We start from the raw sequence: 26353 nt of genomic DNA, 5'->3' as shown, positions 1-26353 counted from the left end.
CGTACCAACCTCAGTGGAACCAGAGAATCGCCACAAAAGACCGCGGGTAATTCGCCATGGAACGGGTCAACGGTTGGGCCGCAGCAGGCCGCAATAGAGGCCCTCGATAGCGAAGTCCTGATCCGGCAGTACCTCGATCGGCTTGTAATCGGGATTGCGCGGCAGCAGGCGGATGCGATCCTTGGCGATCTTCAGCAGCTTGACCGTGATCTCGTCATCGATGCGGGCCACCACGATCTGCCCGGAATGGGCATCGCGGGTGCGGTGCACACCGATCAGGTCACCGTCGAAGATGCCCTCGTCGATCATCGAATCGCCCTGCACCTTCAACAGGTAATCCGGTGCCGGCGAGAAGAACACCCGGTCCAGCACCACGAAGTCGTCCGAGCCGATATCAGCACCGATCGGCAGGCCGGCTGCGACACGGCCCAGCACCGGCAGGCGCAGGACGCTGTCGGGCAGGCCCGGCTCGGCCAGCTTCTCGACCGGCGGCGCCTGCACCAGACGGATGCCGCGGGCCTGGCCCGGGATGCGACGGATCGCACCGGCCTGCTCCAAGGCCTCCAGGTGGTACTGGGCCGCGCGCACGCCCTTGAAGCCGAACGCACGTGCGATTTCAGTCTGCGACGGCGGCGCGCCTTCGCTCTCGATACGCTCGGCGATCAACTGCAGGATCGCCTGCTGGGTGTCGGTCAGGTCCATGATTAGTAGTATTACTACTAACGAGTGGAACTGCAAGTGCCGGGGGCGACACGGCGACAGCTGTAGTGCCGAGCCGAGCTCGGCAATCCGCGCCGGCTCGGCCCGGCTGGCAGAGGCAGAAGCAAAGGCGAGAGCAAAAGCAGCCGACCAGCGGTCGGCTCTACAGGAATCGCTGCGCGATTCCGCGGTTCCCGGGGAGAACCGCTGCGGTAAACACACTTATGTGTGTTTACCGCTTCTCCATATCGAAAACAGGATCCAGACGCCGCAGAAGCCGGCGCCGATGAAGCCGCACACGCCCAGCGCCAGCAGCCAGCGGCTGGAGACGCCACCTACACTGTGCATCACGATTGATGAGCCGATGATCAGGGCGGCAGTGACGATGCCCATCACCAGCCGGTTCGCCGCGCGGTTGACCTGCTCGCCGAAGCCCTGCAGCGCCGTGGTTTCCACCTTCAGCTGCAGGCGTCCCCGGCGCGCAGCCTGGACCAGCTTGCGCAGATCGCGGGGCAGTTCGCCGGCGAAGTCGACCAGGCCCAGCAGGCTGCGGCGGCCGCGCTTGAGCAGGGCCTTGGGCGCATAGCGCTGCAGTACCACCCGTTCCAGGAACGGGCGCGCGGCGCTGGCCATGTCGAAATCCGGGTCCAGCTGCCGCCCCATCCCTTCCAGCGTCAGGAACGCCTTGATCATCAGCGCCAGGTCGGCCGGCAGGGTCAGGCTGTAGCTGCGCAGCAGCTGGGTGATGTCGCCCAGCATCAGACCGATGCGCAGGTCCTTCAGCGGCACGCCACGGTACTGGTCGACGAACTGGCTGATGTCGTGCTGCAGCCGGTTCTCGTCCACTTCCACGCCACCCGCCCAGTCCAGCAGCACGTCGGCCACGCCCTGCGGATCCTGCTCGACCAGCCCGTGCAGCAGCTGCGCAACCTGGAAACGACGCACTTCGGACAGCGCACCGACCATGCCGAAATCGATCACACCGATGCGGCCGTCACGCAGGTAGATGATGTTGCCGGGATGCGGATCGGCGTGGAAGCTGCCGTCCTCCAGCACCATCTTCAGCACAATGCCGGCGCCACGCCGTGCCAGCTCGCGCCGGTCCAGGCCCGCCGCATCGACGCCGGCCAGGTCTCGGCCAGGAATGCCGTCGACGAAGTCCTGCACGTTCAGGCTCTCGCAGGTCCACTGCCAGTGCACCTTCGGAATCAGTATGTCGTCACGGCCGCTGAAGTTGCGCGCGATGCGCTCGGCATTGCGGCATTCGGCAGCGAAATCCAGCTCGCGGCGCAGCGACACGGTGAACTGCTGCACGACTTCGGCCGGGCGGTAACGACGCAGGTCCGGAAGCCGGGCTTCAACGATTTCGGCCAGGCGGGCCAGCAGCCGCAGGTCGGCCTCGACCACATCGCGGATGCCGGGGCGACGCACCTTCAGCACCACCTCGCGACCGTCATGCAGGCGCGCGCGGTGGGCCTGCGCCAGCGAAGCGGCGGCCATCGGGGTTTCATCGAGGAAGGCGAACACTTCTGAAGGCGATGCACCCAGGTCGGCCTCGAGCTGCTCGCGGATATCCGCGTACGGCAGCGCCGGCACCGCGTTCTGCAGTTCGGAGAGCTCGGCGATCCATTCCGGCGGCAGCAGGTCGACGCGCGTCGCCAGTACCTGGCCGAGCTTGACGAAGGTCGGGCCGAGATCCTGCATCGCGCTGCGCACGCGCACCGGCGCGGTCATCCGCAGCAGTTCCTGCCGCTCCTCGTTCCAGTGCAGCAGGCGCCCTGCCCGCTCCAGCGTGCTGGCCAGGCCGATGCGCCGCACCACATCGCCGAAGCCATAGCGGATCAGGACGACGGCGATTTCCTGCAGTCGGCCCAGGTCACGGACCGTGCCCAGCGTTTCCCACATCATGCGTGCTCCGGACGATTACCGGAGCAGCATGTCACAGCTGGGCGTCGATACCGCGCAATGCCGCCGCCACGGTTTGCCGGCGGATGGCTTCGCGGTCGCCATCGAACTGGAACAGCTCGGCACGGGCATAGCCGCCGCGGCGCTTCCAGCCAATCCAGACGCTGCCGACCGGTTTGTCCGGGCTGCCGCCACCAGGACCGGCGATGCCGGTCACCGCCACGGCGATACCGGCGCCGGAATTGACCAGCGCACCGGACACCATTTCCAGCACGGTTTCGCGGCTGACCGCGCCGAACTGCTCCAGGGTCTGCGCACGCACGCCCAGCAGGCGCTGCTTGGCCTCGTAGCTGTAGACCACCATGCCGCAGTCGAAGAACGCAGAGGAACCGGCGATATCGGTCATGCACTTGGCGATCCAGCCACCACTGCAGCTTTCAGCGGTCACCAGCTGCAGCGAAGCCTGCTGCAGGCGCTGCCCGAGCGCGGCGGACTGGGCATTGAGTTCAGCGTCGGTGGGAATGGACATCGGCATGACGGTGGGGTGAAGAACCTGCACGTTGTACCGCAGATGACAGCTGGATGTCGCGCCCCTCCGGCACGGTTACGCTGCCGGCCAGCGGCCGGCACTACCGGGCATGGGCCGCTACCTCACCACTCCGGCAGTTTCTCCGGCAGCAGCGCCCGGATCGGCGCGCCGTCGGCACTGGCAGCCAGTTTTTCGGCTTCGGCAATCGGCAGGTCAACCTGCAGCAGCCAGCCGTCTTCGTCGGCCTGCTCGCTGCGGATCACTTCCAGCTGGTGCAGGCGCGCACGCAGGCGACCGGCATCCGGCGGCAGGCGCAGTTCGCCGGTGACATGCTGCAGGCCCAGGCGCTTGCCCAGCACCGCCTGCAGCAGCTCCAGGCCCTGCCCGTCACGCGCGGAAATCCACACCCGCTCGCGACGCGATTCATCCGGGATACCGTCCTGGCCATCGTGGCGAACGTCGGCGCCCTCGATCCGGTCAATCTTGTTGAACACCAGCAGCTGCGGCAGGTCACCGGCACCGACCGCAGTCAGTACCTCGTCCACCTGGGCGATGCGCTCCTCGCGGTGCGGATCGGCAGCGTCGACCACATGCAGCAGGAAATCGGCCTCGCGCGCCTCGGACAGGGTCGAGCGGAACGCAGCGACCAGATCATGCGGCAGATCGCGGACGAAGCCGACGGTGTCGGCCAGCACCACGTTGCCGCCCGGCACCGCAATGCGGCGAACGGTCGGATCCAGCGTTGCGAACAGCTGGTCGGCGGCGTAGGCCTCAGCGCCGGTCATGGCGTTGAACAGGGTCGACTTGCCGGCGTTGGTGTAGCCCACCAGGGCGACACGCGGCAGCTCGCTGCGCACGCGCGCACGGCGCATCTGGGTCCGCTGCACCTCGACCTTTTCCAGCCGCTTCTGCAGCTGCTCGACCCGCTTCTGCAACAGGCGGCGGTCGGTTTCCAGCTGGGTTTCACCCGGGCCACGCAGGCCGATCGAACCACCGCGCTGGCGCTCCAGGTGGGTCCAGCCGCGCACCAGCCGCGTGGCCAGGTGACGCAGCTGTGCCAGCTCGACCTGCAGCTTGCCCTCGTGGCTGTGCGCACGCTGGGCGAAGATATCCAGGATCAGGCCGGTACGGTCGATCACCCGGCGCTCGAGGAAGCGTTCCAGGTTGCGCTCCTGGCCCGGGCTCAACGCATGGTTGACCAGGATCAGGTCGGCACCGCTGGCGTCGGCCGCGGCCTTGATCTCGTCCAGCTTGCCGCTGCCGATCAGGGTCGACGGATTCGGACGATCCAGGCGTGCGGTGATCGTCGCGGCGATGCTGGCCCCAGCCGAGCGGGCCAGATCACCGAACTCTTCAAGCACATCGTCTTCCAGCTTGCCGAAATGGGGCTGGATCAACAGGGCGTGTTCACCCTTTTTCGAGCGGTCAAACATTCACCGCTCCGGAATTACTCGTCTGCTTCATCACCTGCCTGACCACCTTCACCCGACTGCACGTAACCACCGCCCGGCCCGACCTTCACGTTGCGTGCCGGAACGACCGTGGAAATGGCGTGCTTGTAGACCATCTGACTGACCGTGTTGCGTAGCAGGACCACGAACTGGTCGAACGACTCGATCGTGCCCTGCAGCTTGATGCCGTTGACCAGGTACACCGAAACCGGCACGCGCTCGCGCCGCAGTGCGTTCAAGAAAGGATCCTGCAGCGATTGCCCCTTGGACATTGCACACTCCTGATTATTGTTCTTATTGGGTTGCCGACGGTTGCCACGGCCCCCGAGCCGCCCGCCGACCGATGATGTTACACGGCTGGCGGGGGTTCAGCGTTCGACGAAGGTCGACACCGCGCCGGCTAGGCGCTCCCCATCGACATGGGGGTCGAACCAGCGCGCATCAAGCTCGCCGCGCAGCCAGGTCAGCTGGCGCTTGGCCAGCTGCCGGGTGGCGAAGATCGCCTTGTCACGGAAACGGGCGGCATCACCCTCCCCGTCCAGGTATTCCCAGGCCTGGCGATAGCCAACCGCGCGCACCGCCGGCAGGTCCAGCGGCGCCGTCACGGCGGCCATTTCCGGCATTGCACGCAGTGCCCGCACCTCGTCCAGGAAGCCCTGCGCCAGCATGGCGTCGAAGCGCGCCTCGATGCGCTGGTGCAGCACCGCGCGGTCACGCGGCGCCAGGATCAGCTTGAGGGTGCGCACCGGCAACGGCGCCACGCCCGGCCGGCGCTGCCATTCAGTGATGGGGGTGCCGGTCAGGCGATAGACCTCCAGCGCCCGCTGGATGCGCTGCGGGTCGGTGGCATGGATGCGTGCCGCTGCTGCTGGATCGACCTTGGCCAACTCTGCGTGCAGCGCCGCCCAGCCACGCTCGGCCGCCTCGGCGCTGAGCGCTTCGCGCGTCGCCGGATCGGCCTCGGGCATCGGCGACAGGCCCTGCAACAGGGCGCGGAAGTACAGGCCAGTGCCACCGGCCAGGATCGGCATCTTGCCGCGTGCCACGATGTCGGCCACGACCCGACCGGCATCGGCGGCGAATTCGGCTGCCGAGTAGGTCTGCCAGGGATCGCGCAGGTCCAGCAGATGGTGCGGCGCCTGCGCACGCTCTGCCGCATCGGGCTTGGCCGAACCGATATCCAGGTGGCGGTACACCAGCGCCGAATCGACGCTGACGATCTCGCCATCCAGCTGCTTCGCCAGGGCGATCGCGGTGGCGGTCTTGCCACTGGCGGTCGGCCCCATCACGGCGATCGCCAGTGGCCGCCGGTCGATGCCCATCAGTCTTCGTCCGGCCAGCGGATCGTCGGCGTGGCGTCGGCGCGCGGCGTCGGCACCGCCTCGACTGCTTGCCAGATCTTCAGCGCATCGACGGTGGCCGCCACGTCATGCACGCGCACGATGCGCGCACCACGCTGCACCGCAATCAGGTGCGCGGCCACCGAAGCCGCCACGCGTTCGGACGGCGTGTCGCGGCCGGTCAGTTCCCCCAGGCTGCGCTTGCGCGACAAGCCGGCCAGCATCGGCACGCCCAGTTCCAGGAAGCGCTCGGAGCGCGCCAGCAGGGTCATGTTGTGGGCGGTGGTCTTGCCGAAGCCGAAACCGAGATCGATCAGCAGGTTCTTCTTCGCGATGCCGGCCATTTCTGCAGCGAACAGGCGCTGCACCAGGAAACCGTGCACCTCGGCGACCACGTCATCGTAGTGTGGGTCAGCCTGCATGTGGCCCGGCTCGCCCTGCATGTGCATCAGCACCACCGGCACGCCGGTTGCAGCGGCGGCGTCCAGCGCCCCTTCCTGGCGCAGGCCGTAGATGTCATTGATCATGCCCGCGCCGACGGCCACGGCCGCACGCATCACCTCCGGCTTGAAGGTGTCGATGCTGATCGGAACCTGGGTTCGGGCGGCCAGCTGCTCGATCACCGGAATCACGCGGCGCAGCTCGTCCTCGATCGATACCGGCGCGGCGCCCGGGCGGGTCGATTCGCCGCCAATATCGAGCAGGTCCGCACCCTCCTCGACCAGCTTCAGGCCATGTGCGACCGCGGCCTCGGTAGTGTCGTGCGCGCCGCCATCGGAGAACGAATCCGGGGTGACGTTGACGATGCCCATGACCCGGGCACGGTCGAGGCGCAGGATGCGGCCGGCGCAATCGAGCTGGGGCGAGGTATCGAACATGGGCAATCCTGCAGGGACAACGGCGGGTAGTTTAGTTCGGCAGGGCGGCGCCCTGCACCCGCAGAGGCCAGAGCGACAACAACAGCCGGAGCAACAGCGGGTTTACTGAGGGATGGCGGGGTGGGTCCGGTTGCGGGGGACGCCGTAAACCCCGCTCCGCGGTCCGGCCCAGCCGCTGGCGGCTGTGCGTTCGGGCGCTTGCGAAGCAGTGCTTCGCAAGCAAAGCGTCCTCACCCATGGAGGCTCGGTCGCGCCATCCATGGCGCTCACGCCCCCGCGACCGGACCCACCCCGCCTTCGACAGTTTTCTGCGATCTGCAGTAGATCCACGCCATGCGTGGATGACTCATTCGATATCTGACAGATGTGTCGACCAAGGTCGACACCTACCAACAGCTGCCGGCATCTGTCAGAGGTGGGGCGGTGTCGGAGGGCGGGGTGTCAGCCGCATGAATGCGGCTGCCAAGCTTACAGGGACGTACTTGCAGCGTCCCCGCACTCCGACACCGCTCCGCCATCCTACGGAAAGCCCGCTGTTGCTGTTGCTGTTGCTGTTGCTGTTGCTGTTGCTGTTGCTGTTGAGGTTGCCGGCCAGCGGCCGGCACTACCACGGGTGCAGGGCGCAGCCCTGCCGACACCCCCTCAACGGCGGCGGCGCTTGCGGTCCACGTACAGGGTCTTGGCAATGCTCAGCACGATGCCGACTCCGATGCCCACCACGCAGCCCAGCAGCAGGTTGTCGGCCCCCAGGCCCACACCCACGCCGACCACGGTGGCGATCACCATTTCGGCAGTGTGGGAAATCGGTTCGGGCTTCGGGGCGGACATGCGGGCTCCAGCGTCAGATCGGATCTTCGGGATGGGCCAGTGGCCCGGAAACGACGAAGCCGGGTTGCCCCGGCCTCGTCTGGTGTCACCTGCAGCGGGCCGTCAGTGCGATTCGGCCGGGCCTGCGATCGGCGGCAGCGGACGGGCGTCGCCGCCCTTGTCGTTGCCGCCATCCTTGTTCGACTTGCTCCAGCCCGCCGGCGGCGGCGGATCGCGGCCTTCCATGATCGCGTCGATCTGCGGCGCGTCGATGGTCTCGTACTGCAGCAGCAGCTGCGACATCGCGTGCAGCTTGTCGATGTTCTCGGTCAGCAGCTGGGTCGTGCGGGCGTAGGCCTTGTCGAGGATGTTGCGCACTTCCTCGTCGATCCGGCGCGCCGTGTCGTTGGACACGCTCTTGTGCTGGGTCACCGAACGGCCCAGGAACACCTCGTCGTCCTCTTCGCCATAGGCGATCGGGCCGAGCTGCTCGGACAGGCCCCACTTGGTGACCATGTTGCGGGCCATCTTGGTGGCACGCTCGATGTCGTTGGAGGCGCCGGTGGTGACCTTGTCCTCGCCGAAGATCAGCTCTTCAGCGACGCGGCCGCCGTACAGCGAGCACAGCTGCGACTGGATCGCCACGCGGTTCATCGAGTACTTGTCGCCTTCCGGCAGGTACATGGTCACACCCAGCGCACGGCCGCGCGGAATGATGGTGACCTTGTAGACCGGGTCGTGCTCGGGCACCAGGCGGCCGACGATGGCGTGGCCGGCCTCGTGGTACGCGGTCAGGGTCTTCTCGTCCTCGCTCATGGCCATCGAGCGGCGCTCGGCACCCATCAGGATCTTGTCGCGGGCACGGTCGAAGTGGTCCATGCGGACTTCCTTCTCGTTGCCACGCGCGGCGAACAGGGCCGCCTCGTTGCAGAGGTTGGCCAGGTCCGCACCGGAGAAGCCCGGGGTACCACGCGCGATCACCATCGGCTCGACGTCGTCAGCCAGCGGCAGCTTGCGCATGTGGACCTTGAGGATGTGCTCGCGGCCCTTCACGTCCGGCAGGCCGACCACGACCTGGCGGTCGAAACGGCCCGGGCGCAGCAGCGCCGGGTCCAGCACGTCCGGACGGTTGGTCGCAGCGATCACGATCACGCCTTCGCCGCCTTCAAAACCGTCCATCTCGACCAGCAGCTGGTTCAGGGTCTGCTCGCGCTCGTCGTGACCGCCGCCCAAGCCGGCGCCACGGTGGCGGCCGACGGCGTCGATTTCGTCGATGAAGATGATGCACGGCGCGTGCTTCTTGGCCTGCTCGAACATGTCACGCACGCGGCTGGCGCCGACGCCGACGAACATTTCCACGAAGTCCGAACCGGAGATCGAGAAGAACGGCACCTTGGCTTCGCCGGCGATGGCCTTGGCCAGAAGCGTCTTGCCGGTACCCGGCGGGCCCACCATCAGCACGCCGCGCGGAATCTTGCCGCCCAGCTTGGTGAACTTGGACGGGTCGCGCAGGAAGTCGACCAGTTCGCCCACTTCTTCCTTGGCCTCGTCGCAGCCGGCGACGTCGGCGAAGGTGACCTTGATCTGGTCTTCGCCCTGCAGCTTGGCGCGCGACTTGCCGAAGGACATCGCGCCCTTGGCACCGCCGCCACCGCCCTGCATCTGGCGCATGATGAACAACCAGAAGCCGATGATCAGGATGACCGGCAGGAAATTCATCAGGATCGCGCCGAGGGAAATGCCGCTGGACGGCTCCTCCTGCACGATCTCCACGTTCTTGGTACGCAGCACGTTGATCAGGTCACGATCGAACGGCGCGGTGATGGTGGAGGACTGACCACCGCGGGTGGTGTAGGTCAGCTGGCTGGTGCCGCCACGCATGTCGCCGCCAAAGGCGACCTTCTGCACGTTGCCGCTGTCCACCTGGTCCAGGAATTGCGAGTAAGACGCGCCCTGCGCGCCGGCCCCGGAGGACTTCGGCGAGAAGCTCTGGAAGACCACCATCAGCACGACGGCGACGACCACCCATAGCAGGAGGTTCTTGGTCAAGTCGTTCATCCTCATTGGCTCCGGTGTTCCTCTCAGTGCTGGCGTTGCGTTGGGGTCGAACTTGCGTACGTTGCGAGCTTACTTCATGTGGGCGCGTTTTCCCTGACCCAAGGCATACACCTCGGGAGAGCGCTTGCGCGACGCTTCCGGCTTGCGGATGGAGACCTTGTCGTACCGGCGGCGCATGTCGCGCACGTAGTCGTCAAAGCCCTCACCCTGGAACAGCTTGATCAGGAACGCCCCACCGGTCTTCAGGTGGTTGTCGGCAAAATCCAGGGCCAGCTCCGCCAGGTGCATCATCCGCGGCTGGTCGACCGCGCCTACACCACTCTTATTGGGGGCCATGTCCGACAGCACAAGGTCTACCGGCTGATCCCCGAGCATGGCTTCAAACTGCGATAGAACGGCTTCTTCCCTGAAGTCACCATGAAGGAACTCCACGCCGGCCAGCGGCGGCATGTCCAGGATATCCAGTGCCAGCACGCGGCCGGTATCGCCGATCTGTCTCCTAACCTGCTGAGACCAGCCGCCCGGAGCCGCGCCGAGGTCGACCACCACCATGTGCGGCTTCAGCAACCGGTCACGTTCCAGCAGCTCTTCGAGCTTGTAGGCGGCGCGCGAGCGCATGCCTTCGGCCTGGGCCTTCTTCACGAAGGGGTCGGAGAAGTGTTCCTTGAGCCAGCGCTGGCTGCTTTTGCTGCGGGTAGCCATTGAAAATAGGGGCTGATGGGGTCCTCATGATACCCTGATCGCCCCATTCAACCGTGTTTTCCTGCATGTCCATCGCCCTGACCGCCTCCCAGACCCGTTTCCTGCGCGGCCAAGCCCACGACCTGAAGGCCCTGCTGCAGACCGGCGGCAAGGGTGTGACCCCGGCCTTCATCGCTGAGCTGAACGAAGTGCTGGAGCGCCACGAGCTGGTCAAGGTGAAGGTCGCTGCTGAAGACCGCGACGCCCGTGACGTGATGATCGGCGAGATCGTCGAAGCCACCGAAAGCGCGCTGGTGCAGCGCATCGGCCACGTCGCCGTGCTGTACCGCCCGAGCAAGGAACAGCGCCAGATCGTGCTGCCGCGCGGCTGATCGCCCTACTGCCATGCAGCTGAACCACGAACCGCCGGATTACGCCTATAGCCTCCGTGCCGCCGATGGCCGCTCGGCCAAGGTGAATGACCAGGCGCTGGGCAGCAGTTTCTTCCTGACCCCGGACCAGCTGGTCTCGCAATGGCCGGTGACGGCTGCCGCTGCGCTGCAGTTGTCGGACCTGGAGCCGATCCTGGCGCTGAATCCGGCGCTGATCGTACTCGGCACCGGTGACCGCCAGGTGTTTCCGCCGGCGGTGGTGATGGCCGCCTGCCTGTCGCGCGGCATCGGCCTGGAAGTGATGAACAATCCGGCCGCCGCACGCACCTTCAATATCCTGGCCGGCGAAGGCCGCAAGGTCGCGGCCGCCTTCATCCTGGAAGGCTGAGTTCGGGTCGCCGGGAGCGTCCCGGCACTAGCCGCCCGAAGGTGTGCGGCGGAAGGCCGAAAACTGCTGCAACCGACCGATCAGGCTGCCGCCCTGCCCCCAGCGGATATCCATGACCTTCCAGTCCGGGCCCTGCCGCTGCAGCAGGACCCGATCGGTCCAGCGATAGTCGCCCACCGCCATGTCGACGCGGATCCAGGTGGCGTCACCGCTCGATCCGGGCGTTCCCACCGTTATCGCCTCCGGCCGGTCCGGCGCCAGCAGATAGGGGCTCTGGTCAAGCATGTGCGGCTTCTCGTCGTGCGCAGCCAGCGCGGCGCAGGCCCGCTCGTAAGCGCGCTGCGCATCGACGGCTGAGCGCAGGGCATCGCCCAGCAGCGACGGAATGGTCGCTTCGTTCGACGCCGGTGCCTGGACTGCGTCGTAGAGACGGGTGACCACGTCACGCGGATCGCTGGCCGCGGTGGCCAGCGGCGCGACGATGAGCAACGCGAGAGCGGAAGCAACGCGGAACATGGGGCACCGGGGCGGATGGGTCGGCTCAAGAATGCCGGGTATTCCCTACGCCGTGAAGGTGGGCCCGCAACACACACTTTCGCAAATGGCCGCATCTCTGCGGTACCCGGGTCGAGCATGGCTCGACGCTACAGGTCAGCAACGCCGGGCAAGGCCCGGCGCTGCCTGATCCAACGGCGTCAACGCGCCGGCAGGTACTGCTGCGGGTCGACCGGCTTGCCGTTGTAGCGAATCTCGAAGTGGACCATGTCGCGGTTCGCACCAGTGCGGCCCATCTCGGCGATCTGCTCGCCGGCCTTCACGCTCTGCCCTTCATTCACCAGGCGCTTGCGGTTGTGGCCATAGGCCGACAGCCACTGGTCGCTGTGCTTGATGATGATCAGCTCGCCGTAGCCGACCAGGCCGGCACCGGAGTACACCACCACGCCGTTGGCAGTGGCCTTGACGGCTTGGCCGCTGGTACCGGCGATGTCCACGCCCTGCTTGGTCGCGTCACCTGCAACGTAGCGGCCGACGATCGCGCCATCGGCCGGCCAGCGCCAGGCGATGTTGCTCTTCACCGGGCCAACCGGCGCCGGGGCCGGCGCGGTGCTGCCGGCGCTGCTGCCACCCGAGCGCGGCGGGGTGACCACCGTGGTCGGTGCGCGGCCGCCGCTGGCACCAGCCGGATACAGCCGGATCACTTGGCCCGGATGGATGGTAGAAGGGTTGTCCAGGCTGTTCCAGGCGATCAGGTCGGCCGGCGTGATGTCATGGATGCGGGCCAGCGCGTAGATGGTGTCACCCTTGCGCACCACCACTGTCTGCCCAGGCTTGGGCACCGAGGTCTTCGGCGTAGTCACGCCACCACCGGTGCTGCCACCACCAGGACGAACCACGGTGGCGGTGCCGCAGGCGGCCAGGGTGGAAACCAGCAACGCCAGCGCGCCGATGCGCACTCCCTTGCTCAGACGATCAGGACTCATGCGAACTTCGACCTCCATACAAGCCAGGCGATCAGCACCACCACCAGCGCGGTGGCGATCCAGCCCAGCGGTTCAATCCAGCGACGCAATGCCGCTTCGGCACGCGCACCACCGATACGGATGACCGCGGCCAGCACGAACACGCGCTTGCCACGACCGATCAGCATGCTCAACAGGTATTGCGGCATCGGAACGCCGACGATACCCGATGCCCACGTGAAGACCTTCATCGGGATGGGCATGAAGCCGCCCAGCACCAGGAAGGTGAACACCGCCCACGGCGACTCGGCCATCTTCGCCTGCACGGTGGTGATGCCCTGCTCGATCGCCGGCAGCATGCCCAGCGCTTCGAACAGCGGCTTGATCGCCTCGAAGGCGTAGTGACCCAGCACGTAGCCGACCAGCGCGCCAACCATCGAGCCGGCCAGGCTGAGGGTGGCAAACCACCAGCCTCGCTTGGGCTGGGCAACGCACATCGGTGCCAGCATCACCTCCGGCATCACCGGGAAGATGATCGCCTCGAAGAAGCTCAACACCGTCAGGTAGGTCGGCGCGCGTTCGTGCGCCGCCCACTTCATCGCCCGCTCGTACAGCGGCCCGAAAATCTTCATGCAACCCTGCTCCGTGGATTAGTCGAGCATGCCAGACAGCAGCGGCACGAACGTGACCGGCGCCAGCACGCGCTGTTCGATGCTGCCATCGGGCTTGCGATCCAGCTGCACCAGCGACTGCCCGCCCGGGCCACCGACCGGCGCCACCAGGCGCCCGCCTTCTGCCAGCTGCCCGACCAGTTCATCGACCAGTGCCGGCGCCGCGGCGGTGACCACGATGGCATCGAACGGGCCGTGCTCGGCCCAGCCGGCGCGTCCGTCGTCATGCTTGGTGCGGATGTTCATGCCCAGTGCGCGGAAGCGTTTGCGTGCCTGCCGCAGCAGGTCGCCGATGCGCTCCACGGTGTAGACCTCCAGGCCCAGTGCGCCGAGGATGGCGGCCTGGTAGCCGGACCCGGTGCCGACTTCCAGCACCCGTTTCGGTGCGACCTGGAGGACCGCCTCGGTCATCCGCGCGACCACCCAGGGCTGCGAGATGGTCTGGCCGTGGCCGATCGGCAGCGCGGTGTCTTCATACGCACGCGAGGCCAGTGCCTCGTCGATGAACAGATGGCGCGGCACCACCCGGATCGCATTCAAGGTCGGCTCGTCAACGATGCCGGCTTCGCGCAGGCGGTCGACCAGGCGGTCACGCACACGCTGCGAGGTCATGCCGATACCGACGGCTTCCGGTTGCAGGCGCAGGCGTGGACTCATGCCGGCTGGTCCAGCGCGGCACTGAGGCCGCCGACCCAGCTGGCCACTTTCTCCAGTGCCTGGTAGCGGGTCAGGTCCACCTGGATCGGGGTGATCGAGATATGCCCGGTACGCACCGCATGGAAGTCGGTACCGGGGCCGGAGTCCTGCTCACGGCCGGCCGGGCCGATCCAGTACACCTCGTTGCCGCGCGGGTCTTTCTGCGCGATGCAGCCTTCGGCGCGATGGCGGTTGCCGAGGCGGGTGACCTCGAAGCCCTTGACCTCGCTCCACGGCAGATCAGGCACGTTGACGTTGAGGATGGTGTCAGCCGGCAACGGATCGGCCTTGAGCCGGGCAACGATCTCCACCGCAGCGCGCGCGGCGGTCTCGAAATGTTTCGGATCGTGGTTGCGGGTAACCAGCGAGACCGCCACCGCCGGCAGCCCGAGGAAGCGACCTTCCATCGCCGCCGAGACGGTGCCGGAGTAGATCACGTCATCACCGAGATTGGCGGCATTGTTGATGCCGGACACGACAATGTCAGGCTCGAACTCGAGCAGCCCGGTCAGCGCCAGATGCACGCAGTCGGTCGGGGTACCGGCCACCGAAACGGTGTAATGGTCGATGCGCTTGAGGCGGATCGGCAGGTCCAGGGTCAGAGAGTTGCTGGCACCGGAGCGGTCACGGTCGGGGGCGACCACCGTCACTTCGTGGCCGGCCTCGCGCAGCACCGAGGCAAGCATCCGGATGCCTGCGGCGTCGACGCCATCGTCGTTACTGACCAGGATTCGCATCTTCGATTTAACCGCTTGATTTTCCAAGAATTCGATTCCGTCACCGTGCAGTGTGGGCGGGACCGTCGTACTCCCCTGCGGAAGCCGTCGACCCTGCAAGGGCATCGTCTATTGTGCCGCATGCGAGCCGCCGGTCCTACCCTGTCGGCGGTCATGACCGACATCGAACCGTCATAGGCAGACCTGCGCCGGCGGTTTACCCTGTGCGCATGTCGCACCCTGATGACGAAGATCCGGCCGCATTGTTCCGTGCGGCCATCGGCGAAGTGACGCCACTGCGTAAGGACGCCGAGCCGGCGCCTGCCGCGCCCCGGCCAAAGCCGCGCGCGCGCATGGCCGAACGTGACGAGGCCGAAGCCGCCGGCGAATTCGCCCGGCTGCTGCGCGACAGCACGCCGCTGGAAGCCGGCGACGTGGCCAGCTATCGCCGCGACAACCTGCCACCACGCTTGTTCCAGCGCCTCAAGCGTGGCCAGTACTCGGTGCAGGACGAGCTGGACCTGCACGGCGCCACTGCGTCGCAGGCGGAGGCGCTGCTGCGCCAGTTCCTGCTGGAAGCGCATGCACACGACTATGGCTGCGTGCGCATCATCCACGGCAAGGGCCTGCAGTCCGATGGCGGTGCACCGGTGCTGAAGAATCTGGTCGATCGCCTGCTGCGGCTGCGCAACGACGTACTGGCGTTCCATTCGGCGCCGACCGGACAAGGCGGCACCGGCGCGGTGCTGGTGCTGCTGGCGCGGCGTTGAAAAAGGGGACGGAGGGAATTAAGTCGTTTGTGCCACAAACGACTTAATTCCCTCCGTCCCCTTTTCCGTCAGGCCTGCGAGGCGTCCTCGACCGGGCCGAGTTCGTGCAGCACGGCGGTGGCGTAGCAGCCTGGCGGCAGCGCGAACGACAGCTCCAGCACGTCGTCGGCCAGCCACTGGTGCTGCAGCAGCGCCGGGCGCAGGCGCAGCGCGCGGCGCTCCTGCTTCAGGCGCGCGTCTTCCAGGCCGGCCCGCAGCGCCTTCGATTCCTCGTCGTCCAGCGCGGCCAGCTCCAGCTCGCGTGCCGCATCGGTGCTGCGCAGCTCGCCTTCACCCCACAGTGGCGCGCTGGGATGGATGTCGAAACGCGCCAGGCGCTCGGCCAGCACGTCGGTGTACGGCTCGGGACCGAACACGCTGCGGCTGCCATCGAGCATCCACACTTCACCCTCCACCGGCTGATCCCAGTTGCCCTGCTCCACGCGCGCGGCCAGCACGCGGTTGAACAGCGCCGAACGAGCGGCTGACAGCAGCAGCGAACGCTGATCCTTGCGCATGCGGCGGCCACCGAACATCGCCAGTGCCGCTGGCACATTGCCGCCGTCGCGGCCAAAGCGCTGCTCGCCAAACCAGTTCGGCAGGCCGCGCTCGGCAATCTGCTGCAAGCGTTCGCTGATCGCTGCGGCATCGCCCTGCACTTCACGCAGCACCAGCTTGAAGCGGTTGCCTGCCAGTGCACCGCGCTGCAGCTTGCGGTTGTGCCAGGTGGCTTCGAGCACTTCGATCTCGTCACTGGCCAGCTCGACCAGGTCCGGCGCAATGCGCTTGGGCAGGTGCACGCTGAAACGCTGGGTGGTGACCGCATGGCGATCCTTCATGCCGGCGTAGCTCACCGCCATTTCCGGCAGGCCCGCCCACTTGGCCAGCACCTTGGCCACATGCACGGTGTTGGCGCCGCGCTTGCGGATGTGCAGCAGCAGGTGCTCGCCTTCACCGGTGGCCTCGAAGGCCGGCAGTTCGTCAACCTGGAAATCGTCCGGCGTGGTGCGGATGCGCGCCGTCAACAGCGGCGCACCGAACGCCAACGGCAGCGGAATCATGCCGCCACCAGCAACACGACCGCCTGTGCGGCAATGCCTTCACCACGGCCGGTGAAGCCCAGCTTTTCCGAGGTGGTGGCCTTGACGCTGACCGTATCCAGCGGCAGCTGCAGCAGGCCGCCGATGCGCTCACGCATCGCCAGCGCATGCGGGCCAACCTTCGGCCGCTCGCAGATCACGGTGATGTCGGTGTTGCCGACACGCCAGCCGCGCTCGCGCAGCAGGCTGTCGCAGTGGCGCACGAAATCACTGCTGTCGGCGCCCTTCCAGCGGTCGTCACTCGGCGGGAAATGCTGGCCGATGTCGCCCAGCGCCAGCGCGCCGAGCATCGCATCGCACAGGGCGTGCAGGATCACGTCGCCATCGCTGTGCGCGAGCACGCCACAGCTGTGCGGCACGTTCACCCCGCCGAGCATGATGTGATCGCCTTCGCCGAAGGCATGGACGTCGTAGCCCTGGCCGATGCGGACGGGCGGGAACGGTGCGGTGCTCATGGATGCAACCCTTGTTACAGGGCCGCGCGGGTAATCAGCCGGCGCGGCGGGAAAGTACGAATTCGAACCGGTCCAGATCGGCCGGGGTGGTGACCTTGAAGTTGTCCTCGCTGCCCTCGACCAGCAGCGGGCGCTGGCCCTGGCGCTCCATGGCCATGGCCTCGTCGGTGACTTCAACACCGGCGGCGGCGGCGTCGGACAGCGCGCGGCTGAGCTGGTGGCGGCGGAACAGCTGCGGGGTCAGTGCGCGCCACAGGCGCTCGCGTGGCTCGGTGCCATCGATGCCGCCGTCGTCGCCGGCGCGCTTGAGGGTGTCGCGCACCGGTGCGGCCAGGATCGCCCCGACCGGGTCGGCACGACCGACTTCAAGCAGGCGACCGAGATCGGCCAGCGACAGGTTGGGTCGCGCGGCATCGTGGACCAGCACGAATTCATCGGCGCGCACCGAGTCCGGCAGCGCCTGCAGCCCGGCCAGCACCGAGGCGGCACGGGTGGCACCCCCGATGCAGGTCAGCACCGGCTTGCCGGACCATTCGCTCCAGCCCGGCCAGTCGGCGTCGTCCTGGCCGATCACCACCATCGCTCCGGCCACGGCCGGGTGCGCCAGCAGCGCGTCCAACGTGTGGGCGAGCAGGATCTGCCCACCCGCCTGCAGGTACTGCTTGGGCAGCGGCGCGCCAAAGCGGGCACCACGGCCGGCGGCCGGAACCACCACCCAGATCGCCGCGCTCATGGCACGTCCGCCGGATGATCGCCCGCCTGCGCACTGACACCTGCCGCGGGCTGCACCGGATGAACCGGTGCATCCTCGACCACGCGGTAGAACTTCTCGCCAGGCTTGATCATGCCCAGCTCGCTGCGCGCGCGTTCCTCGATGGCGGACTGGCCTTCCTTGAGGTCCTTCACTTCGGCAGCGAGCGCGTCGTTGCGCTGCTGCAGACCCTCATTGTCCCGCTCCTGGTTGGCGACCTGGGCTTCGAGCATCATCACTTCGCCCGAATTGCCCGGACCGAACCAGAAGCGGTACTGCAGCCAGCCCAGCAACAGGGCCAGCACCAGCAGCATCCAGCGCCAGTCGCGCATCGGCTCAGCGCTTCAGCGAAACGAACGCGTCACGACCAGCGTAACGCGCGCCGGCGCCGAGGGCTTCCTCGATGCGCAGCAGCTGGTTGTACTTGGCCACGCGATCGCTGCGGCACAGCGAGCCGGTCTTGATCTGGGTGGCGGTGGTGGCCACCGCGATATCGGCGATGGTGGTGTCTTCGGTTTCGCCCGAACGGTGCGAGACCACGGCGGCGTAACCAGCGCGATCGGCCATGGCGATCGCTTCCAGGGTTTCGCTGAGGGTGCCGATCTGGTTGACCTTGATCAGGATCGCGTTGGCGGTGCCCGAGTCGATGCCTTCCTGGAAGATCTTCGGGTTGGTCACGAACAGGTCGTCGCCGACCAGCTGGACCTTCTTGCCGATGCGGTCGGTCAGCAGCTTCCAGCCGGCCCAGTCGTTCTCGGCCAGGCCATCTTCAATCGTGATGATCGGATACTGCGCGGCCCAGTCGGCGAGGAAGTCGACGAACTGCTCGGAGGTCAGGCGCTTGTTCTCGCCGACCAGGTTGTACTTGCCGTTCTCGAAGAACTCGCTGGAGGCGACGTCCAGGCCCAGCAGCACGTCTTCACCGGCGGTGTAGCCAGCCTTGCCGATCGCTTCGAGGATGGTGTCCAGCGCTTCGACGTTGCTGCGGAAGTCCGGCGCGAAGCCGCCTTCGTCACCGACCGCCGTGCTCAGGCCGTGGCCCTTCAGCACCGACTTCAGCGAATGGAAGATTTCGGTACCGGCACGCAGCGCTTCGGAGAACGAGGTGAAGCCGACCGGCAGCACCATGAATTCCTGGAAGTCGACGTTGTTGTCGGCGTGCGCACCACCGTTGATGATGTTCATCATCGGCACCGGCAGCGACGGGGTCACGCCGGTCTTGGCGGCCAGGTACTGCCACAGTGCCTGCTTGTTCGAGGCGGCGGCGGCGTGCGCGGCGGCCATCGAAACACCCAGCAGCGCGTTGGCGCCCAGGCGGCCTTTGTTCTCGGTGCCGTCGAGGTCGATCAGGCGACGGTCGAGGCCGGCCTGGTCGGTGGCTTCGAAGCCCTTCAGCGCATTGGCGATGGTGGTGTTGACGTTGTCGACAGCCTTGCGCACACCCTTGCCCAGGTAACGGGTCTTGTCGCCATCACGCAGCTCGACCGCTTCCTTGGTGCCGGTCGAGGCGCCGGAGGGAACCGCGGCACGACCGAACGAACCGTCCTCCAGGATGACTTCGGCTTCCAGCGTGGGGTTGCCACGGCTGTCGAGGATTTCACGGGCGTGGATGCTGCGGATCGTACTCATGGTCGGGCCGGTTACCTGTATGGAGAGGGGGCGACAAAACGAATGCCGCGTGATTATCCCCGGCTGCCCGCCACTTGCCAAATGGCGTGGGCGGCTTCAGCCCCAACTGGACCCGATCACGATCAGGATCATCGACACCAGCATCACCAGCAATGCACCGGCAATCGCTGCCAGGATGGGGCCACGCCGCCGTCGCCAGGCCAGCACCATCGCCACCGGGCTGCCCAGGAAGGACAGCACCATCGTGACCAGCGCGCCCAGCAGCCACCACTGCGTGGCCTGCACGCCGTTGTTTCCATCCCCCGGCGGCCGGAAACCGGACGTGAAGGCCAGCACGCCCACCACCAGGGCGATCCAGGTCAACACGGACAGCCCCAGGGCGATCAGGCCCCAGGGCCAGCCACGCGCCGATGTGGTCGTATTCATCAGAGCAATCCGTAGAACAGGGCGCCCAGCCACAGCGAGAGCAGGATGATCGCCAGGCCAGCCGTCACCTTGCCGCGATTCAGCCGCCAGGCCAGCACAGCGGCAGCGACGCATCCCACCGCACCGAGCAGCTCCGCCACCAGCAGCGCAATGAAGTACGCCCCCAGATCGAGCGCACTGCTGCCATCACCGGGGGCCGCACCGACGCAGCGCCGATCAGTACCAGCCCGAACATGCCCACGGTGAACAGCACGGCCAGACCCAGTGCGATCACGCCCCAGGGCCACTGTTTCCAGTGCCGGCGGTGACGCTGGGTTTCCAGCGCCAGCCACGGGTCACGACTCACGCGAAGCGCGAAAAGCCGTGCTTCTTGGTCACCGCATCGAGTTCCATCAGGGTCTCGAGCAGCGCTTCCATCTGGTCCAGCGGCCATGCATTGGGGCCATCGGACAGCGCCTTGGACGGGTCCGGATGGGTCTCGGCGAACAGGCCGGAGATGCCCACCGCCACGGCGGCACGGGCCAGCACCGGCACGTGCTCACGCTGGCCACCGGAACTGGTGCCCTGCCCACCCGGCAGCTGCACCGAATGGGTGGCGTCAAACACCACCGGGCAACCGGTATCGCGCATCACCGCCAGCGAACGCATGTCGCTGACCAGGTTGTTGTAGCCGAAGCTGGCACCACGTTCGCAGACCATGATCTGCTCATTGCCGGTGGCCTTGGCCTTCTCCACGACCGGCTTCATGTCCCACGGTGCCAGGAACTGGCCCTTCTTGATGTTGACCGGCTTGCCGGCCGAGCACACCTTGCGGATGAAGTCGGTCTGGCGGACCAGGAACGCCGGGGTCTGCAGCACGTCCACCACCGAGGCCACTTCGTCCATCGGGGTGTATTCGTGGACGTCGGTCAGCACCGGCACGCCGATCTGCTTCTTGACCTCGGCCAGGACCTTCAGGCCCTCTTCCATGCCCGGGCCGCGGAATGCGGTGCCCGAAGTGCGGTTGGCCTTGTCGAAGCTGGACTTGAAGATGAAGTTGACGCCGAGCTTGTCGGTGACTTCCTTCAACTTGCCGGCGGTATCGAGCTGCAGCTGCATCGACTCGATCACGCAGGGGCCGGCGATCAGGAACAGGGGCTGGTCCAGCCCGACCTCGAATCCACACAGTTTCATGGCGTTTCCTTGTTGTCCGCGGCACCGGCCGGGCCGGTGCGCTGGGGGTTGAAGCGTGCAAGATGGGGGCCGGCGGCCCCCATCACAAGTCAGGCGCGGGCTTCCTGCAGCAGCTTGCCGCCGGCCTTGCGTTCGCGTGCGGCACGGATGAAACCGATGAACAGCGGGTGGCCGTCACGCGGCGTAGACAGGAATTCCGGGTGCGCCTGGCAGGCCAGGAACCACGGGTGCGCATCGCGCGGCAGCTCCACCACTTCCACCAGGGTGTCATCCATCGACTTGCCGGCGATCACCAGGCCCGCATCCTCCAGCTGGGTGCGGTAGCGGTTGTTGAACTCGTAGCGGTGACGGTGGCGCTCGGCAACCACATCCTTGCCGTACAGCTCACGGGCCAGCGTGCCCGGCTTCAGGCGCTGTTCCTGCAGGCCCAGGCGCATGGTGCCACCGAGGTCGCTCTTGTCATCACGCTTTTCGACGTCGCCGGTTGCCGTACGCCATTCGGTGATCAGGCCGATCACCGGGTTCGGCGACTGGCGGTCGTTCTCGGTGCTGTTGGCACCTTCCAGGCCGACCACGTTGCGGGCGTAATCGACGACGGCCGCCTGCATGCCGTAGCAGATGCCGAAGTACGGCACGTGCTGCTCGCGGGCGAACTTCGAGGTCAGCACCTTGCCTTCGAAACCACGGTCACCGAAGCCGCCCGGCACCAGGATGCCGTCGACATCGGCCAGTGCGGCCATGTCGGTGCCTTCCAGGTCCTGTGCTTCCAGCCACTTCAGGTTGACCTTGGTGCGCTGGCGCAGGCCGCCGTGCTTGAGCGCTTCGCCGACCGACTTGTAGGCATCCTGGTGATCGACGTACTTGCCGACCACGGCGATGGTCACTTCGTCCAGCGGATGCAGGGTCGCATCGACCGCGTCTTCCCACATCGACAGATCGACCGGACCGACCTTGTCGGCCAGCTTCAGCTGGTTGACGACGATCTCGTCCAGGCCCTGCGCATGCAGGCCTGACGGAATGCGGTACAGGACGTCCACGTCCGGCACGCTGATCACCGCGCGCTCGGAAACGTTGGTGAACTGGGCGATCTTGCGGCGCTCCGAATCCGGCACGGCCTGTTCCGAACGGCACAGCAGCACGTCCGGCTGGATGCCGATCGAGCGCAGTTCCTTCACCGAGTGCTGGGTCGGCTTGGTCTTCAGCTCACCGGCGGCGCCGATGTACGGCACCAGGGTGAGGTGCATGAACAGTGCCTTCTCCGGGCCACGCTCAGTGCGCACCTGGCGGATCGCCTCCAGGAACGGCAGCGACTCGATGTCGCCGACGGTACCGCCGATCTCCACCAGCGCCACGTCGTAGCCTTCGGTGGCTTCGTCGATGCAGCGGCGGATTTCATCGGTGATGTGCGGAATGACCTGCACGGTCGCGCCCAGGTAATCGCCGCGGCGTTCCTTGCGGATCACGTTCTCGTAGATACGACCGGTGGTGACCGAGTTCTTGCGGCTCAGGCGGGTGCGCACGAAGCGCTCGTAGTGGCCCAGGTCGAGGTCGGTCTCGGCGCCGTCGTCGGTGACGTAGACCTCACCGTGCTGGAACGGGCTCATGGTGCCCGGGTCGACGTTGATGTACGGGTCGAGCTTCATCATCGTGACCTTCAGGCCACGGGCTTCGAGAATGGCGGCCAGCGACGCGGCGGCAATGCCTTTGCCGAGCGAGGACACCACGCCGCCGGTTACGAAAATCAAGGGAGTCATGGCTGCAAGCATCCTGTCTGGAAATGGAAAACGGCAGCACCACGCGCGCCCGGAGGGCAGGCATGGTGCTCAGAGGGGGTTTTCCGGTTCGCTGTGGCAGCGAGGGAGGTGCGGATCCGTGCGACGGCAGGCGCCGGACGGGGACCACCGTGCGAGGTCGGGGCGACCGTGCCGGTCAAATCGACCGTCACCTGCGACCCGCCATGCTGGAAGCCACGCTTGGCCGCTCCAGCCCATTCGCAAATGGTGGACACGCACTTACTCCCGGAAAGCCATAGTTTACAGATTGATGGCCGCCAACCCAAGGGGCTTGTGCGGCCGATCCAACAAAAAACGCCCCGCTGGGCGGGGCGTTCCGGTGCGCAACCCTTGTCGCAAGGGCGCTTGGCAGGTTGCGGGATCAGCGCTTCTTCCGCGCCTCTTCCTCTTCTTCCTTCTGCGGGGCCGGCTGGCCCTGCGCCTTCATTTCGGCATTGGCCTGGGCACGACGCTTGGCCTTGGCATCGGCCTCGGCCTGCGCCTTGTCGGCCTGGTCACCCTGCTGCGGGGCCGGCTGGCCAGCGTTCTGCGCCACCACCAGCGGCACTGCAACAGCGGCAGCGGCCAGGATTGCAATGGTCAGCAACTTCTTCATGAGGTCCTCCTCGCGGTATGGCTTGGACGTTTCGACCCAACGGGGCCGCCGGCGTTCAGATTCCAGCGGCTGCCATTTTACCCCCTCCCCGGCGCCGAGGCTGAACCGCAGGCGTGCAAAATCGCCGCCCAGACCGCACACTTGCGCGTCGCTCCGCGCTTTAGAAGATAGATGAACGCCCGCTATAACGCCGCCGATATTGAAGTCCTGTCCGGCCTTGACCCGGTCAAGCGCCGTCCCGGCATGTACACCGACACCGCGCGCCCGAACCACCTGGCGCAGGAAGTGATCGACAACTCGGTGGACGAGGCCCTCGCCGGCCATGCCCGCTCGATCGAGATCACCCTGTACAAGGACGGCAGCGTGGAGGTCAGCGATGACGGCCGCGGCATGCCGGTGGATATCCATCCGGAAGAGAAGATCCCGGGCGTCGAACTGATCCTCACCCGCCTGCATGCGGGCGGCAAGTTCAGCAACAACAACTACACCTTCTCCGGCGGCCTGCACGGCGTCGGCGTCAGCGTGGTCAACGCGCTGTCGACCCTGGTGGAGGTGCACATCAAGCGCGAAGGCGCCGAACACCGCATCACCTTCCGCAATGGCGACCGCGCCACGCCGCTGGAAGTGGTCGGCACCGTCGGCAAGAAGAACACCGGTACCCGCGTGCGCTTCTGGCCGGACCCGAAGTACTTCGACACGCCGAAGTTCGCGGTGCGCGCGTTGAAGCACCTGCTGCGCGCCAAGGCCGTGCTGTGCCCGGGCCTGACCGTCAAGCTGACCGACGAAGCCACCGGTGAAATCGATACCTGGTACTACGAAGACGGCCTGCGCGATTACCTGAAGCTGGAACTGGGCGAGCGCGAATCGCTGCCGGCCGACCTGTTCGTCGGCAACCTGAAGAAGGACACCGAGGTGGTGGACTGGGCCGTGGCCTGGCTGCCGGAAGGCGAGCTGGTCCAGGAAAGCTACGTCAACCTGATCCCGACCGCCCAGCATGGCACCCACGTCAACGGCCTGCGTACCGGCCTGACCGAGGCGCTGCGCGAGTTCTGCGACTTCCGCAACCTGCTGCCGCGCGGCGTCAAGCTGGCCCCGGAAGACGTGTGGGACCGCGTGTCATTCGTGCTGTCGCTGAAGATGACCGACCCGCAGTTCAGCGGCCAGACCAAGGAACGCCTGTCCTCGCGCCAGGCCGCCGGCTTCGTTGAGGGCGCCGCGCACGATGCCTTCAGCCTGCTGCTGAACCAGAACGTGGAACTGGGCGAGAAGATCGCGCAGATCGCCATCGAGCGTGCCAGTGCGCGCCTGAAGACCGAGAAACTGGTCGTCCGCAAGAAGGTAACGCAGGGCCCGGCCCTGCCCGGCAAGCTGGCCGACTGCATCAGCCAGGACCTGTCGCGCACCGAGCTGTTCCTGGTGGAAGGTGACTCGGCAGGCGGCAGCGCCAAGCAGGCCCGCGACAAGGATTTCCAGGCGATCCTGCCGCTGCGCGGCAAGATCCTCAACACCTGGGAAGTCTCGTCCAACAGCGTGCTGGCTTCGGAAGAGGTGCACAACCTGGCCGTGGCCATCGGCTGCGACCCCGGCAAGGACGACATCGCCGGCCTGCGTTACGGCAAGGTCATCATCCTGGCCGACGCGGACTCCGACGGTCTGCATATCGCGACCCTGCTGACCGCGCTGTTCCTGAAGCACTTCCCGGCGCTGGTCGATGCCGGCCATGTGTTCGTGGCGATGCCGCCGCTGTTCCGCATCGACGTGGGCAAGCAGGTGTTCTACGCCCTGGACGAGGAAGAGAAACGCACGATGCTGGACAAGATCGAGCGCGAGAAGATCAAGGGCGCAATCAACGTGACCCGCTTCAAGGGCCTGGGCGAGATGAATCCGCCGCAGCTGCGTGAATCCACCATCCATCCGGATACGCGCCGCCTGGTGCAGCTGACCGTGGACGATGGCGAGCAGACCCGTTCGCTGATGGACATGCTGCTGGCCAAGAAGCGCGCGTCCGACCGCAAGGGCTGGCTGGAGTCGAAGGGCGACCTGGCTTCGCTGGAAGTCTGATCCCGGCGCGGGGTCGGATCCGTTTCCTGACAGGAAACGGCTCTGACCCCGTTACCCGGTAGTGCCGGCCGCTGGCCGGCAGATCTGCATGAATCAACTGGATATCGAGGTTGCCGGCCAGCGGCCGGCACTACCGGTTCATGCCCGCCGGGGGGCATTACACCCCCATCGGCAAACCCGGCGGCGCCATAATGCGCGTCCATCCGCGTGGACCACCGTATTGGCCAGCCACTCGCTGCTGTTCCCCGGCCTGCCGCTGCACAGTGCACGGCTGGTCCTGAGCCCGATCCGCCGTGACGACGCCGCCGCGCTGTTCACCCTGCAGTCCAACCCGGATGTGATGCGCTGGTGGAACCATCCGGCCTGGACGCGACAGGCCGAAGCGCGCGAGCAGATCGACGATGACCTCGCCGCCCATGCCATCGGCACCCAGCTGAAGCTGGCCGTGCGCGAATCGCTGGAAGGTCCGCTGCTCGGCATCTGCGTGGTATTCGCAGTAGACCGCGATGCGGCGCGCGCCGAGATCGGCTATCTGCTGGCCCCCGATCGCCAGGGCCAGGGCTATATGCACGAGGCCCTGCAACAGGTACTGGCCTACCTGTTCCGCACCCTGCACCTGCATCGCGTGGAAGCCGAGATCGACCCGCGTAACGCGCCCTCCGCACACGTGCTGGAACGCCTGGGCTTCCACCGCGAGGGCGTGCTGCGCCAGCGCTGGCGCATCCAGGGGCAACTGGCCGACTCGGTCGTCTACGGCCTGCTGGCCGATGACGACGCGGCAGCCACCCTGTCTACTTGACCCAATCTGGCCAGTAGCAGCCTCAACGCCCGGCCATGCCTTTGGACACATACGGCATGGGCCGCAACCGACCTAGCATCGGAACCCCCTT

At 66.7% G+C, this 26353-nt stretch carries 29 protein-coding genes and 1 pseudogene; 5 read left to right on the top strand and 25 right to left on the bottom strand.

Annotation, left to right across the window (positions count from 1 at the left end; translation table 11 throughout):
- Positions 1-66: 66 nt before the first annotated feature.
- From lexA to rlmE, 10 genes are all read right to left on the bottom strand, one after another.
- Positions 67-702, bottom strand: coding sequence for a transcriptional repressor LexA (gene lexA, locus ACSYS9_RS08235; RefSeq protein WP_005412936.1), 636 nt, complete (start codon positions 700-702; stop codon positions 67-69).
- 219 nt (positions 703-921) lie between these two features.
- The gene (gene ubiB, locus ACSYS9_RS08230; protein WP_107432346.1) at positions 922-2604 is read right to left on the bottom strand and encodes a 2-polyprenylphenol 6-hydroxylase; all 1683 of its coding nucleotides are present in this window, start codon (positions 2602-2604) and stop codon (positions 922-924) included.
- A gap of 34 nt (positions 2605-2638) precedes the next feature.
- Positions 2639-3133 (bottom strand): CinA family protein, encoded by a 495-nt coding sequence (locus ACSYS9_RS08225; RefSeq protein WP_010484249.1) that lies wholly within the window; start codon positions 3131-3133, stop codon positions 2639-2641.
- 122 nt (positions 3134-3255) lie between these two features.
- Entirely contained in the window at positions 3256-4566 is a 1311-nt protein-coding gene (hflX, locus tag ACSYS9_RS08220; RefSeq protein ID WP_032128411.1) for a ribosome rescue GTPase HflX, read from the bottom strand.
- Between the two features lie 14 nt (positions 4567-4580).
- Positions 4581-4856, bottom strand: a complete 276-nt coding sequence (gene hfq, locus ACSYS9_RS08215) for an RNA chaperone Hfq (RefSeq protein WP_004152891.1) — start codon at positions 4854-4856, stop codon at positions 4581-4583.
- Between the two features lie 96 nt (positions 4857-4952).
- Positions 4953-5906: a tRNA (adenosine(37)-N6)-dimethylallyltransferase MiaA gene (miaA, locus tag ACSYS9_RS08210; protein WP_071229245.1), complete on the bottom strand. Its 954-nt coding sequence runs from the start codon at positions 5904-5906 to the stop codon at positions 4953-4955.
- Positions 5906-6802, bottom strand: a complete 897-nt coding sequence (folP, locus tag ACSYS9_RS08205; protein WP_071229244.1) for a dihydropteroate synthase — start codon at positions 6800-6802, stop codon at positions 5906-5908. The genes miaA and folP overlap by 1 nt, the downstream gene beginning before the upstream one ends.
- A gap of 642 nt (positions 6803-7444) precedes the next feature.
- Positions 7445-7630 carry a hypothetical protein gene (locus tag ACSYS9_RS08200; RefSeq protein ID WP_005409016.1) on the bottom strand — a complete coding sequence of 62 codons (186 nt, stop codon included), beginning with the start codon at positions 7628-7630 and terminating at the stop codon, positions 7445-7447.
- Positions 7631-7732: 102 nt separating this feature from the next.
- Complete coding sequence (gene ftsH / locus ACSYS9_RS08195) at positions 7733-9667, bottom strand: ATP-dependent zinc metalloprotease FtsH (RefSeq protein WP_005409015.1); 1935 nt, start codon at positions 9665-9667, stop codon at positions 7733-7735.
- A 69-nt stretch (positions 9668-9736) separates the two neighbouring features.
- Complete coding sequence (gene rlmE, locus ACSYS9_RS08190; RefSeq protein WP_005409014.1) at positions 9737-10369, bottom strand: 23S rRNA (uridine(2552)-2'-O)-methyltransferase RlmE; 633 nt, start codon at positions 10367-10369, stop codon at positions 9737-9739.
- Between the two features lie 65 nt (positions 10370-10434).
- Between rlmE and yhbY the strand changes: the two genes are divergently transcribed.
- Positions 10435-10740: a ribosome assembly RNA-binding protein YhbY gene (gene yhbY, locus ACSYS9_RS08185; protein ID WP_004152868.1), complete on the top strand. Its 306-nt coding sequence runs from the start codon at positions 10435-10437 to the stop codon at positions 10738-10740.
- Positions 10741-10753: 13 nt separating this feature from the next.
- Positions 10754-11128 (top strand): Mth938-like domain-containing protein, encoded by a 375-nt coding sequence (locus tag ACSYS9_RS08180; protein WP_071229243.1) that lies wholly within the window; start codon positions 10754-10756, stop codon positions 11126-11128.
- Positions 11129-11155: 27 nt separating this feature from the next.
- Here the strand turns inward: ACSYS9_RS08180 and ACSYS9_RS08175 are convergent, their stop codons facing one another.
- The 5 genes from ACSYS9_RS08175 to surE form a co-directional block, all read right to left on the bottom strand.
- On the bottom strand, positions 11156-11644 hold the full coding sequence (locus tag ACSYS9_RS08175) for a hypothetical protein (protein WP_071229242.1): 489 nt from the start codon (positions 11642-11644) through the stop codon (positions 11156-11158).
- A gap of 179 nt (positions 11645-11823) precedes the next feature.
- Positions 11824-12609 carry a peptidoglycan DD-metalloendopeptidase family protein gene (locus ACSYS9_RS08170; protein WP_071229241.1) on the bottom strand — a complete coding sequence of 262 codons (786 nt, stop codon included), beginning with the start codon at positions 12607-12609 and terminating at the stop codon, positions 11824-11826.
- On the bottom strand, positions 12606-13220 hold the full coding sequence (locus ACSYS9_RS08165) for a YqaA family protein (RefSeq protein ID WP_071229240.1): 615 nt from the start codon (positions 13218-13220) through the stop codon (positions 12606-12608). The genes ACSYS9_RS08170 and ACSYS9_RS08165 overlap by 4 nt, the downstream gene beginning before the upstream one ends.
- A gap of 18 nt (positions 13221-13238) precedes the next feature.
- The gene (locus ACSYS9_RS08160; protein ID WP_071229239.1) at positions 13239-13916 is read right to left on the bottom strand and encodes a protein-L-isoaspartate(D-aspartate) O-methyltransferase; all 678 of its coding nucleotides are present in this window, start codon (positions 13914-13916) and stop codon (positions 13239-13241) included.
- Positions 13913-14692 (bottom strand): 5'/3'-nucleotidase SurE, encoded by a 780-nt coding sequence (gene surE, locus ACSYS9_RS08155; protein WP_010485979.1) that lies wholly within the window; start codon positions 14690-14692, stop codon positions 13913-13915. Before surE ends, ACSYS9_RS08160 begins: the two co-directional genes overlap by 4 nt.
- A 209-nt stretch (positions 14693-14901) precedes the next feature.
- Between surE and ACSYS9_RS08150 the strand changes: the two genes are divergently transcribed.
- Positions 14902-15441: a Smr/MutS family protein gene (locus tag ACSYS9_RS08150; protein ID WP_071229238.1), complete on the top strand. Its 540-nt coding sequence runs from the start codon at positions 14902-14904 to the stop codon at positions 15439-15441.
- 68 nt (positions 15442-15509) lie between these two features.
- Here the strand turns inward: ACSYS9_RS08150 and truD are convergent, their stop codons facing one another.
- From truD to ACSYS9_RS08100, 10 genes and pseudogenes are all read right to left on the bottom strand, one after another.
- The gene (gene truD, locus ACSYS9_RS08145) at positions 15510-16541 is read right to left on the bottom strand and encodes a tRNA pseudouridine(13) synthase TruD (RefSeq protein ID WP_071229237.1); all 1032 of its coding nucleotides are present in this window, start codon (positions 16539-16541) and stop codon (positions 15510-15512) included.
- Entirely contained in the window at positions 16538-17035 is a 498-nt protein-coding gene (gene ispF / locus ACSYS9_RS08140; protein WP_071229236.1) for a 2-C-methyl-D-erythritol 2,4-cyclodiphosphate synthase, read from the bottom strand. The genes truD and ispF overlap by 4 nt, the downstream gene beginning before the upstream one ends.
- A 34-nt stretch (positions 17036-17069) precedes the next feature.
- Positions 17070-17768 (bottom strand): 2-C-methyl-D-erythritol 4-phosphate cytidylyltransferase, encoded by a 699-nt coding sequence (ispD, locus tag ACSYS9_RS08135; protein WP_014036741.1) that lies wholly within the window; start codon positions 17766-17768, stop codon positions 17070-17072.
- Positions 17765-18118 (bottom strand): cell division protein FtsB, encoded by a 354-nt coding sequence (ftsB, locus tag ACSYS9_RS08130; protein ID WP_014036740.1) that lies wholly within the window; start codon positions 18116-18118, stop codon positions 17765-17767. Before ftsB ends, ispD begins: the two co-directional genes overlap by 4 nt.
- Before the next feature lie 4 nt (positions 18119-18122).
- Positions 18123-19415, bottom strand: coding sequence for a phosphopyruvate hydratase (gene eno, locus ACSYS9_RS08125; protein ID WP_014036739.1), 1293 nt, complete (start codon positions 19413-19415; stop codon positions 18123-18125).
- 96 nt (positions 19416-19511) lie between these two features.
- Positions 19512-19841, bottom strand: a complete 330-nt coding sequence (locus tag ACSYS9_RS08120) for a hypothetical protein (RefSeq protein WP_049400376.1) — start codon at positions 19839-19841, stop codon at positions 19512-19514.
- Positions 19841-20187: pseudogene (locus tag ACSYS9_RS08115) on the bottom strand (hypothetical protein). The gene ACSYS9_RS08120 and the pseudogene ACSYS9_RS08115 overlap by 1 nt, the downstream one beginning before the upstream one ends.
- Positions 20184-21014: a 3-deoxy-8-phosphooctulonate synthase gene (gene kdsA, locus ACSYS9_RS08110; RefSeq protein ID WP_014036736.1), complete on the bottom strand. Its 831-nt coding sequence runs from the start codon at positions 21012-21014 to the stop codon at positions 20184-20186. Before kdsA ends, ACSYS9_RS08115 begins: the two are co-directional and overlap by 4 nt.
- An 89-nt stretch (positions 21015-21103) precedes the next feature.
- Positions 21104-22768: a CTP synthase gene (locus ACSYS9_RS08105; protein ID WP_032130113.1), complete on the bottom strand. Its 1665-nt coding sequence runs from the start codon at positions 22766-22768 to the stop codon at positions 21104-21106.
- Positions 22769-23168: 400 nt separating this feature from the next.
- Positions 23169-23402: a hypothetical protein gene (locus ACSYS9_RS08100; protein WP_014036734.1), complete on the bottom strand. Its 234-nt coding sequence runs from the start codon at positions 23400-23402 to the stop codon at positions 23169-23171.
- A 171-nt stretch (positions 23403-23573) separates the two neighbouring features.
- Here ACSYS9_RS08100 and parE point away from each other — a divergent pair, with 171 nt between their 5' ends.
- Together parE and ACSYS9_RS08090 are read left to right on the top strand one after the other, a co-directional pair.
- On the top strand, positions 23574-25463 hold the full coding sequence (gene parE, locus ACSYS9_RS08095; RefSeq protein WP_071229235.1) for a DNA topoisomerase IV subunit B: 1890 nt from the start codon (positions 23574-23576) through the stop codon (positions 25461-25463).
- A 220-nt stretch (positions 25464-25683) separates the two neighbouring features.
- Positions 25684-26262, top strand: a complete 579-nt coding sequence (locus tag ACSYS9_RS08090; RefSeq protein ID WP_071229596.1) for a GNAT family N-acetyltransferase — start codon at positions 25684-25686, stop codon at positions 26260-26262.
- Positions 26263-26353: the final 91 nt, after the last annotated feature.

The sequence above is a fragment of the Stenotrophomonas sp. STK17_22 genome (genome assembly GCF_051983905.1).
GTDB lineage: Bacteria > Pseudomonadota > Gammaproteobacteria > Xanthomonadales > Xanthomonadaceae > Stenotrophomonas > Stenotrophomonas maltophilia_A.
Note: the sequence above shows the minus strand (reverse complement) of the source record. Positions and strands in the feature narration are given on the sequence as shown.

What these genes read in the sequence shown, in the direction of transcription:
- ispD (WP_014036741.1), bottom strand. Translation starts at nt 17,768, where the DNA reads ATGAGCGCGGCGATCTGGGTGGTGGTTCCGGCCGCCGGCCGTGGTGCC.
- ubiB (WP_107432346.1), bottom strand. Translation starts at nt 2,604, where the DNA reads ATGTGGGAAACGCTGGGCACGGTCCGTGACCTGGGCCGACTGCAGGAA.
- ACSYS9_RS08150 (WP_071229238.1), top strand. Translation starts at nt 14,902, where the DNA reads ATGTCGCACCCTGATGACGAAGATCCGGCCGCATTGTTCCGTGCGGCC.
- ACSYS9_RS08180 (WP_071229243.1), top strand. Translation starts at nt 10,754, where the DNA reads ATGCAGCTGAACCACGAACCGCCGGATTACGCCTATAGCCTCCGTGCC.
- yhbY (WP_004152868.1), top strand. Translation starts at nt 10,435, where the DNA reads ATGTCCATCGCCCTGACCGCCTCCCAGACCCGTTTCCTGCGCGGCCAA.
- ftsH (WP_005409015.1), bottom strand. Translation starts at nt 9,667, where the DNA reads ATGAACGACTTGACCAAGAACCTCCTGCTATGGGTGGTCGTCGCCGTC.
- truD (WP_071229237.1), bottom strand. Translation starts at nt 16,541, where the DNA reads ATGATTCCGCTGCCGTTGGCGTTCGGTGCGCCGCTGTTGACGGCGCGC.
- ACSYS9_RS08175 (WP_071229242.1), bottom strand. Translation starts at nt 11,644, where the DNA reads ATGTTCCGCGTTGCTTCCGCTCTCGCGTTGCTCATCGTCGCGCCGCTG.
- ACSYS9_RS08160 (WP_071229239.1), bottom strand. Translation starts at nt 13,916, where the DNA reads ATGAGTCCACGCCTGCGCCTGCAACCGGAAGCCGTCGGTATCGGCATG.
- ACSYS9_RS08120 (WP_049400376.1), bottom strand. Translation starts at nt 19,841, where the DNA reads ATGAATACGACCACATCGGCGCGTGGCTGGCCCTGGGGCCTGATCGCC.
- ACSYS9_RS08170 (WP_071229241.1), bottom strand. Translation starts at nt 12,609, where the DNA reads ATGAGTCCTGATCGTCTGAGCAAGGGAGTGCGCATCGGCGCGCTGGCG.
- ACSYS9_RS08100 (WP_014036734.1), bottom strand. Translation starts at nt 23,402, where the DNA reads ATGAAGAAGTTGCTGACCATTGCAATCCTGGCCGCTGCCGCTGTTGCA.
- ispF (WP_071229236.1), bottom strand. Translation starts at nt 17,035, where the DNA reads ATGAGCACCGCACCGTTCCCGCCCGTCCGCATCGGCCAGGGCTACGAC.
- rlmE (WP_005409014.1), bottom strand. Translation starts at nt 10,369, where the DNA reads ATGGCTACCCGCAGCAAAAGCAGCCAGCGCTGGCTCAAGGAACACTTC.
- ACSYS9_RS08165 (WP_071229240.1), bottom strand. Translation starts at nt 13,220, where the DNA reads ATGAAGATTTTCGGGCCGCTGTACGAGCGGGCGATGAAGTGGGCGGCG.
- folP (WP_071229244.1), bottom strand. Translation starts at nt 6,802, where the DNA reads ATGTTCGATACCTCGCCCCAGCTCGATTGCGCCGGCCGCATCCTGCGC.
- hflX (WP_032128411.1), bottom strand. Translation starts at nt 4,566, where the DNA reads ATGTTTGACCGCTCGAAAAAGGGTGAACACGCCCTGTTGATCCAGCCC.
- ACSYS9_RS08225 (WP_010484249.1), bottom strand. Translation starts at nt 3,133, where the DNA reads ATGTCCATTCCCACCGACGCTGAACTCAATGCCCAGTCCGCCGCGCTC.
- lexA (WP_005412936.1), bottom strand. Translation starts at nt 702, where the DNA reads ATGGACCTGACCGACACCCAGCAGGCGATCCTGCAGTTGATCGCCGAG.
- ACSYS9_RS08200 (WP_005409016.1), bottom strand. Translation starts at nt 7,630, where the DNA reads ATGTCCGCCCCGAAGCCCGAACCGATTTCCCACACTGCCGAAATGGTG.
- ACSYS9_RS08105 (WP_032130113.1), bottom strand. Translation starts at nt 22,768, where the DNA reads ATGACTCCCTTGATTTTCGTAACCGGCGGCGTGGTGTCCTCGCTCGGC.
- eno (WP_014036739.1), bottom strand. Translation starts at nt 19,415, where the DNA reads ATGAGTACGATCCGCAGCATCCACGCCCGTGAAATCCTCGACAGCCGT.
- kdsA (WP_014036736.1), bottom strand. Translation starts at nt 21,014, where the DNA reads ATGAAACTGTGTGGATTCGAGGTCGGGCTGGACCAGCCCCTGTTCCTG.
- miaA (WP_071229245.1), bottom strand. Translation starts at nt 5,906, where the DNA reads ATGGGCATCGACCGGCGGCCACTGGCGATCGCCGTGATGGGGCCGACC.
- surE (WP_010485979.1), bottom strand. Translation starts at nt 14,692, where the DNA reads ATGCGAATCCTGGTCAGTAACGACGATGGCGTCGACGCCGCAGGCATC.
- parE (WP_071229235.1), top strand. Translation starts at nt 23,574, where the DNA reads ATGAACGCCCGCTATAACGCCGCCGATATTGAAGTCCTGTCCGGCCTT.
- ftsB (WP_014036740.1), bottom strand. Translation starts at nt 18,118, where the DNA reads ATGCGCGACTGGCGCTGGATGCTGCTGGTGCTGGCCCTGTTGCTGGGC.
- hfq (WP_004152891.1), bottom strand. Translation starts at nt 4,856, where the DNA reads ATGTCCAAGGGGCAATCGCTGCAGGATCCTTTCTTGAACGCACTGCGG.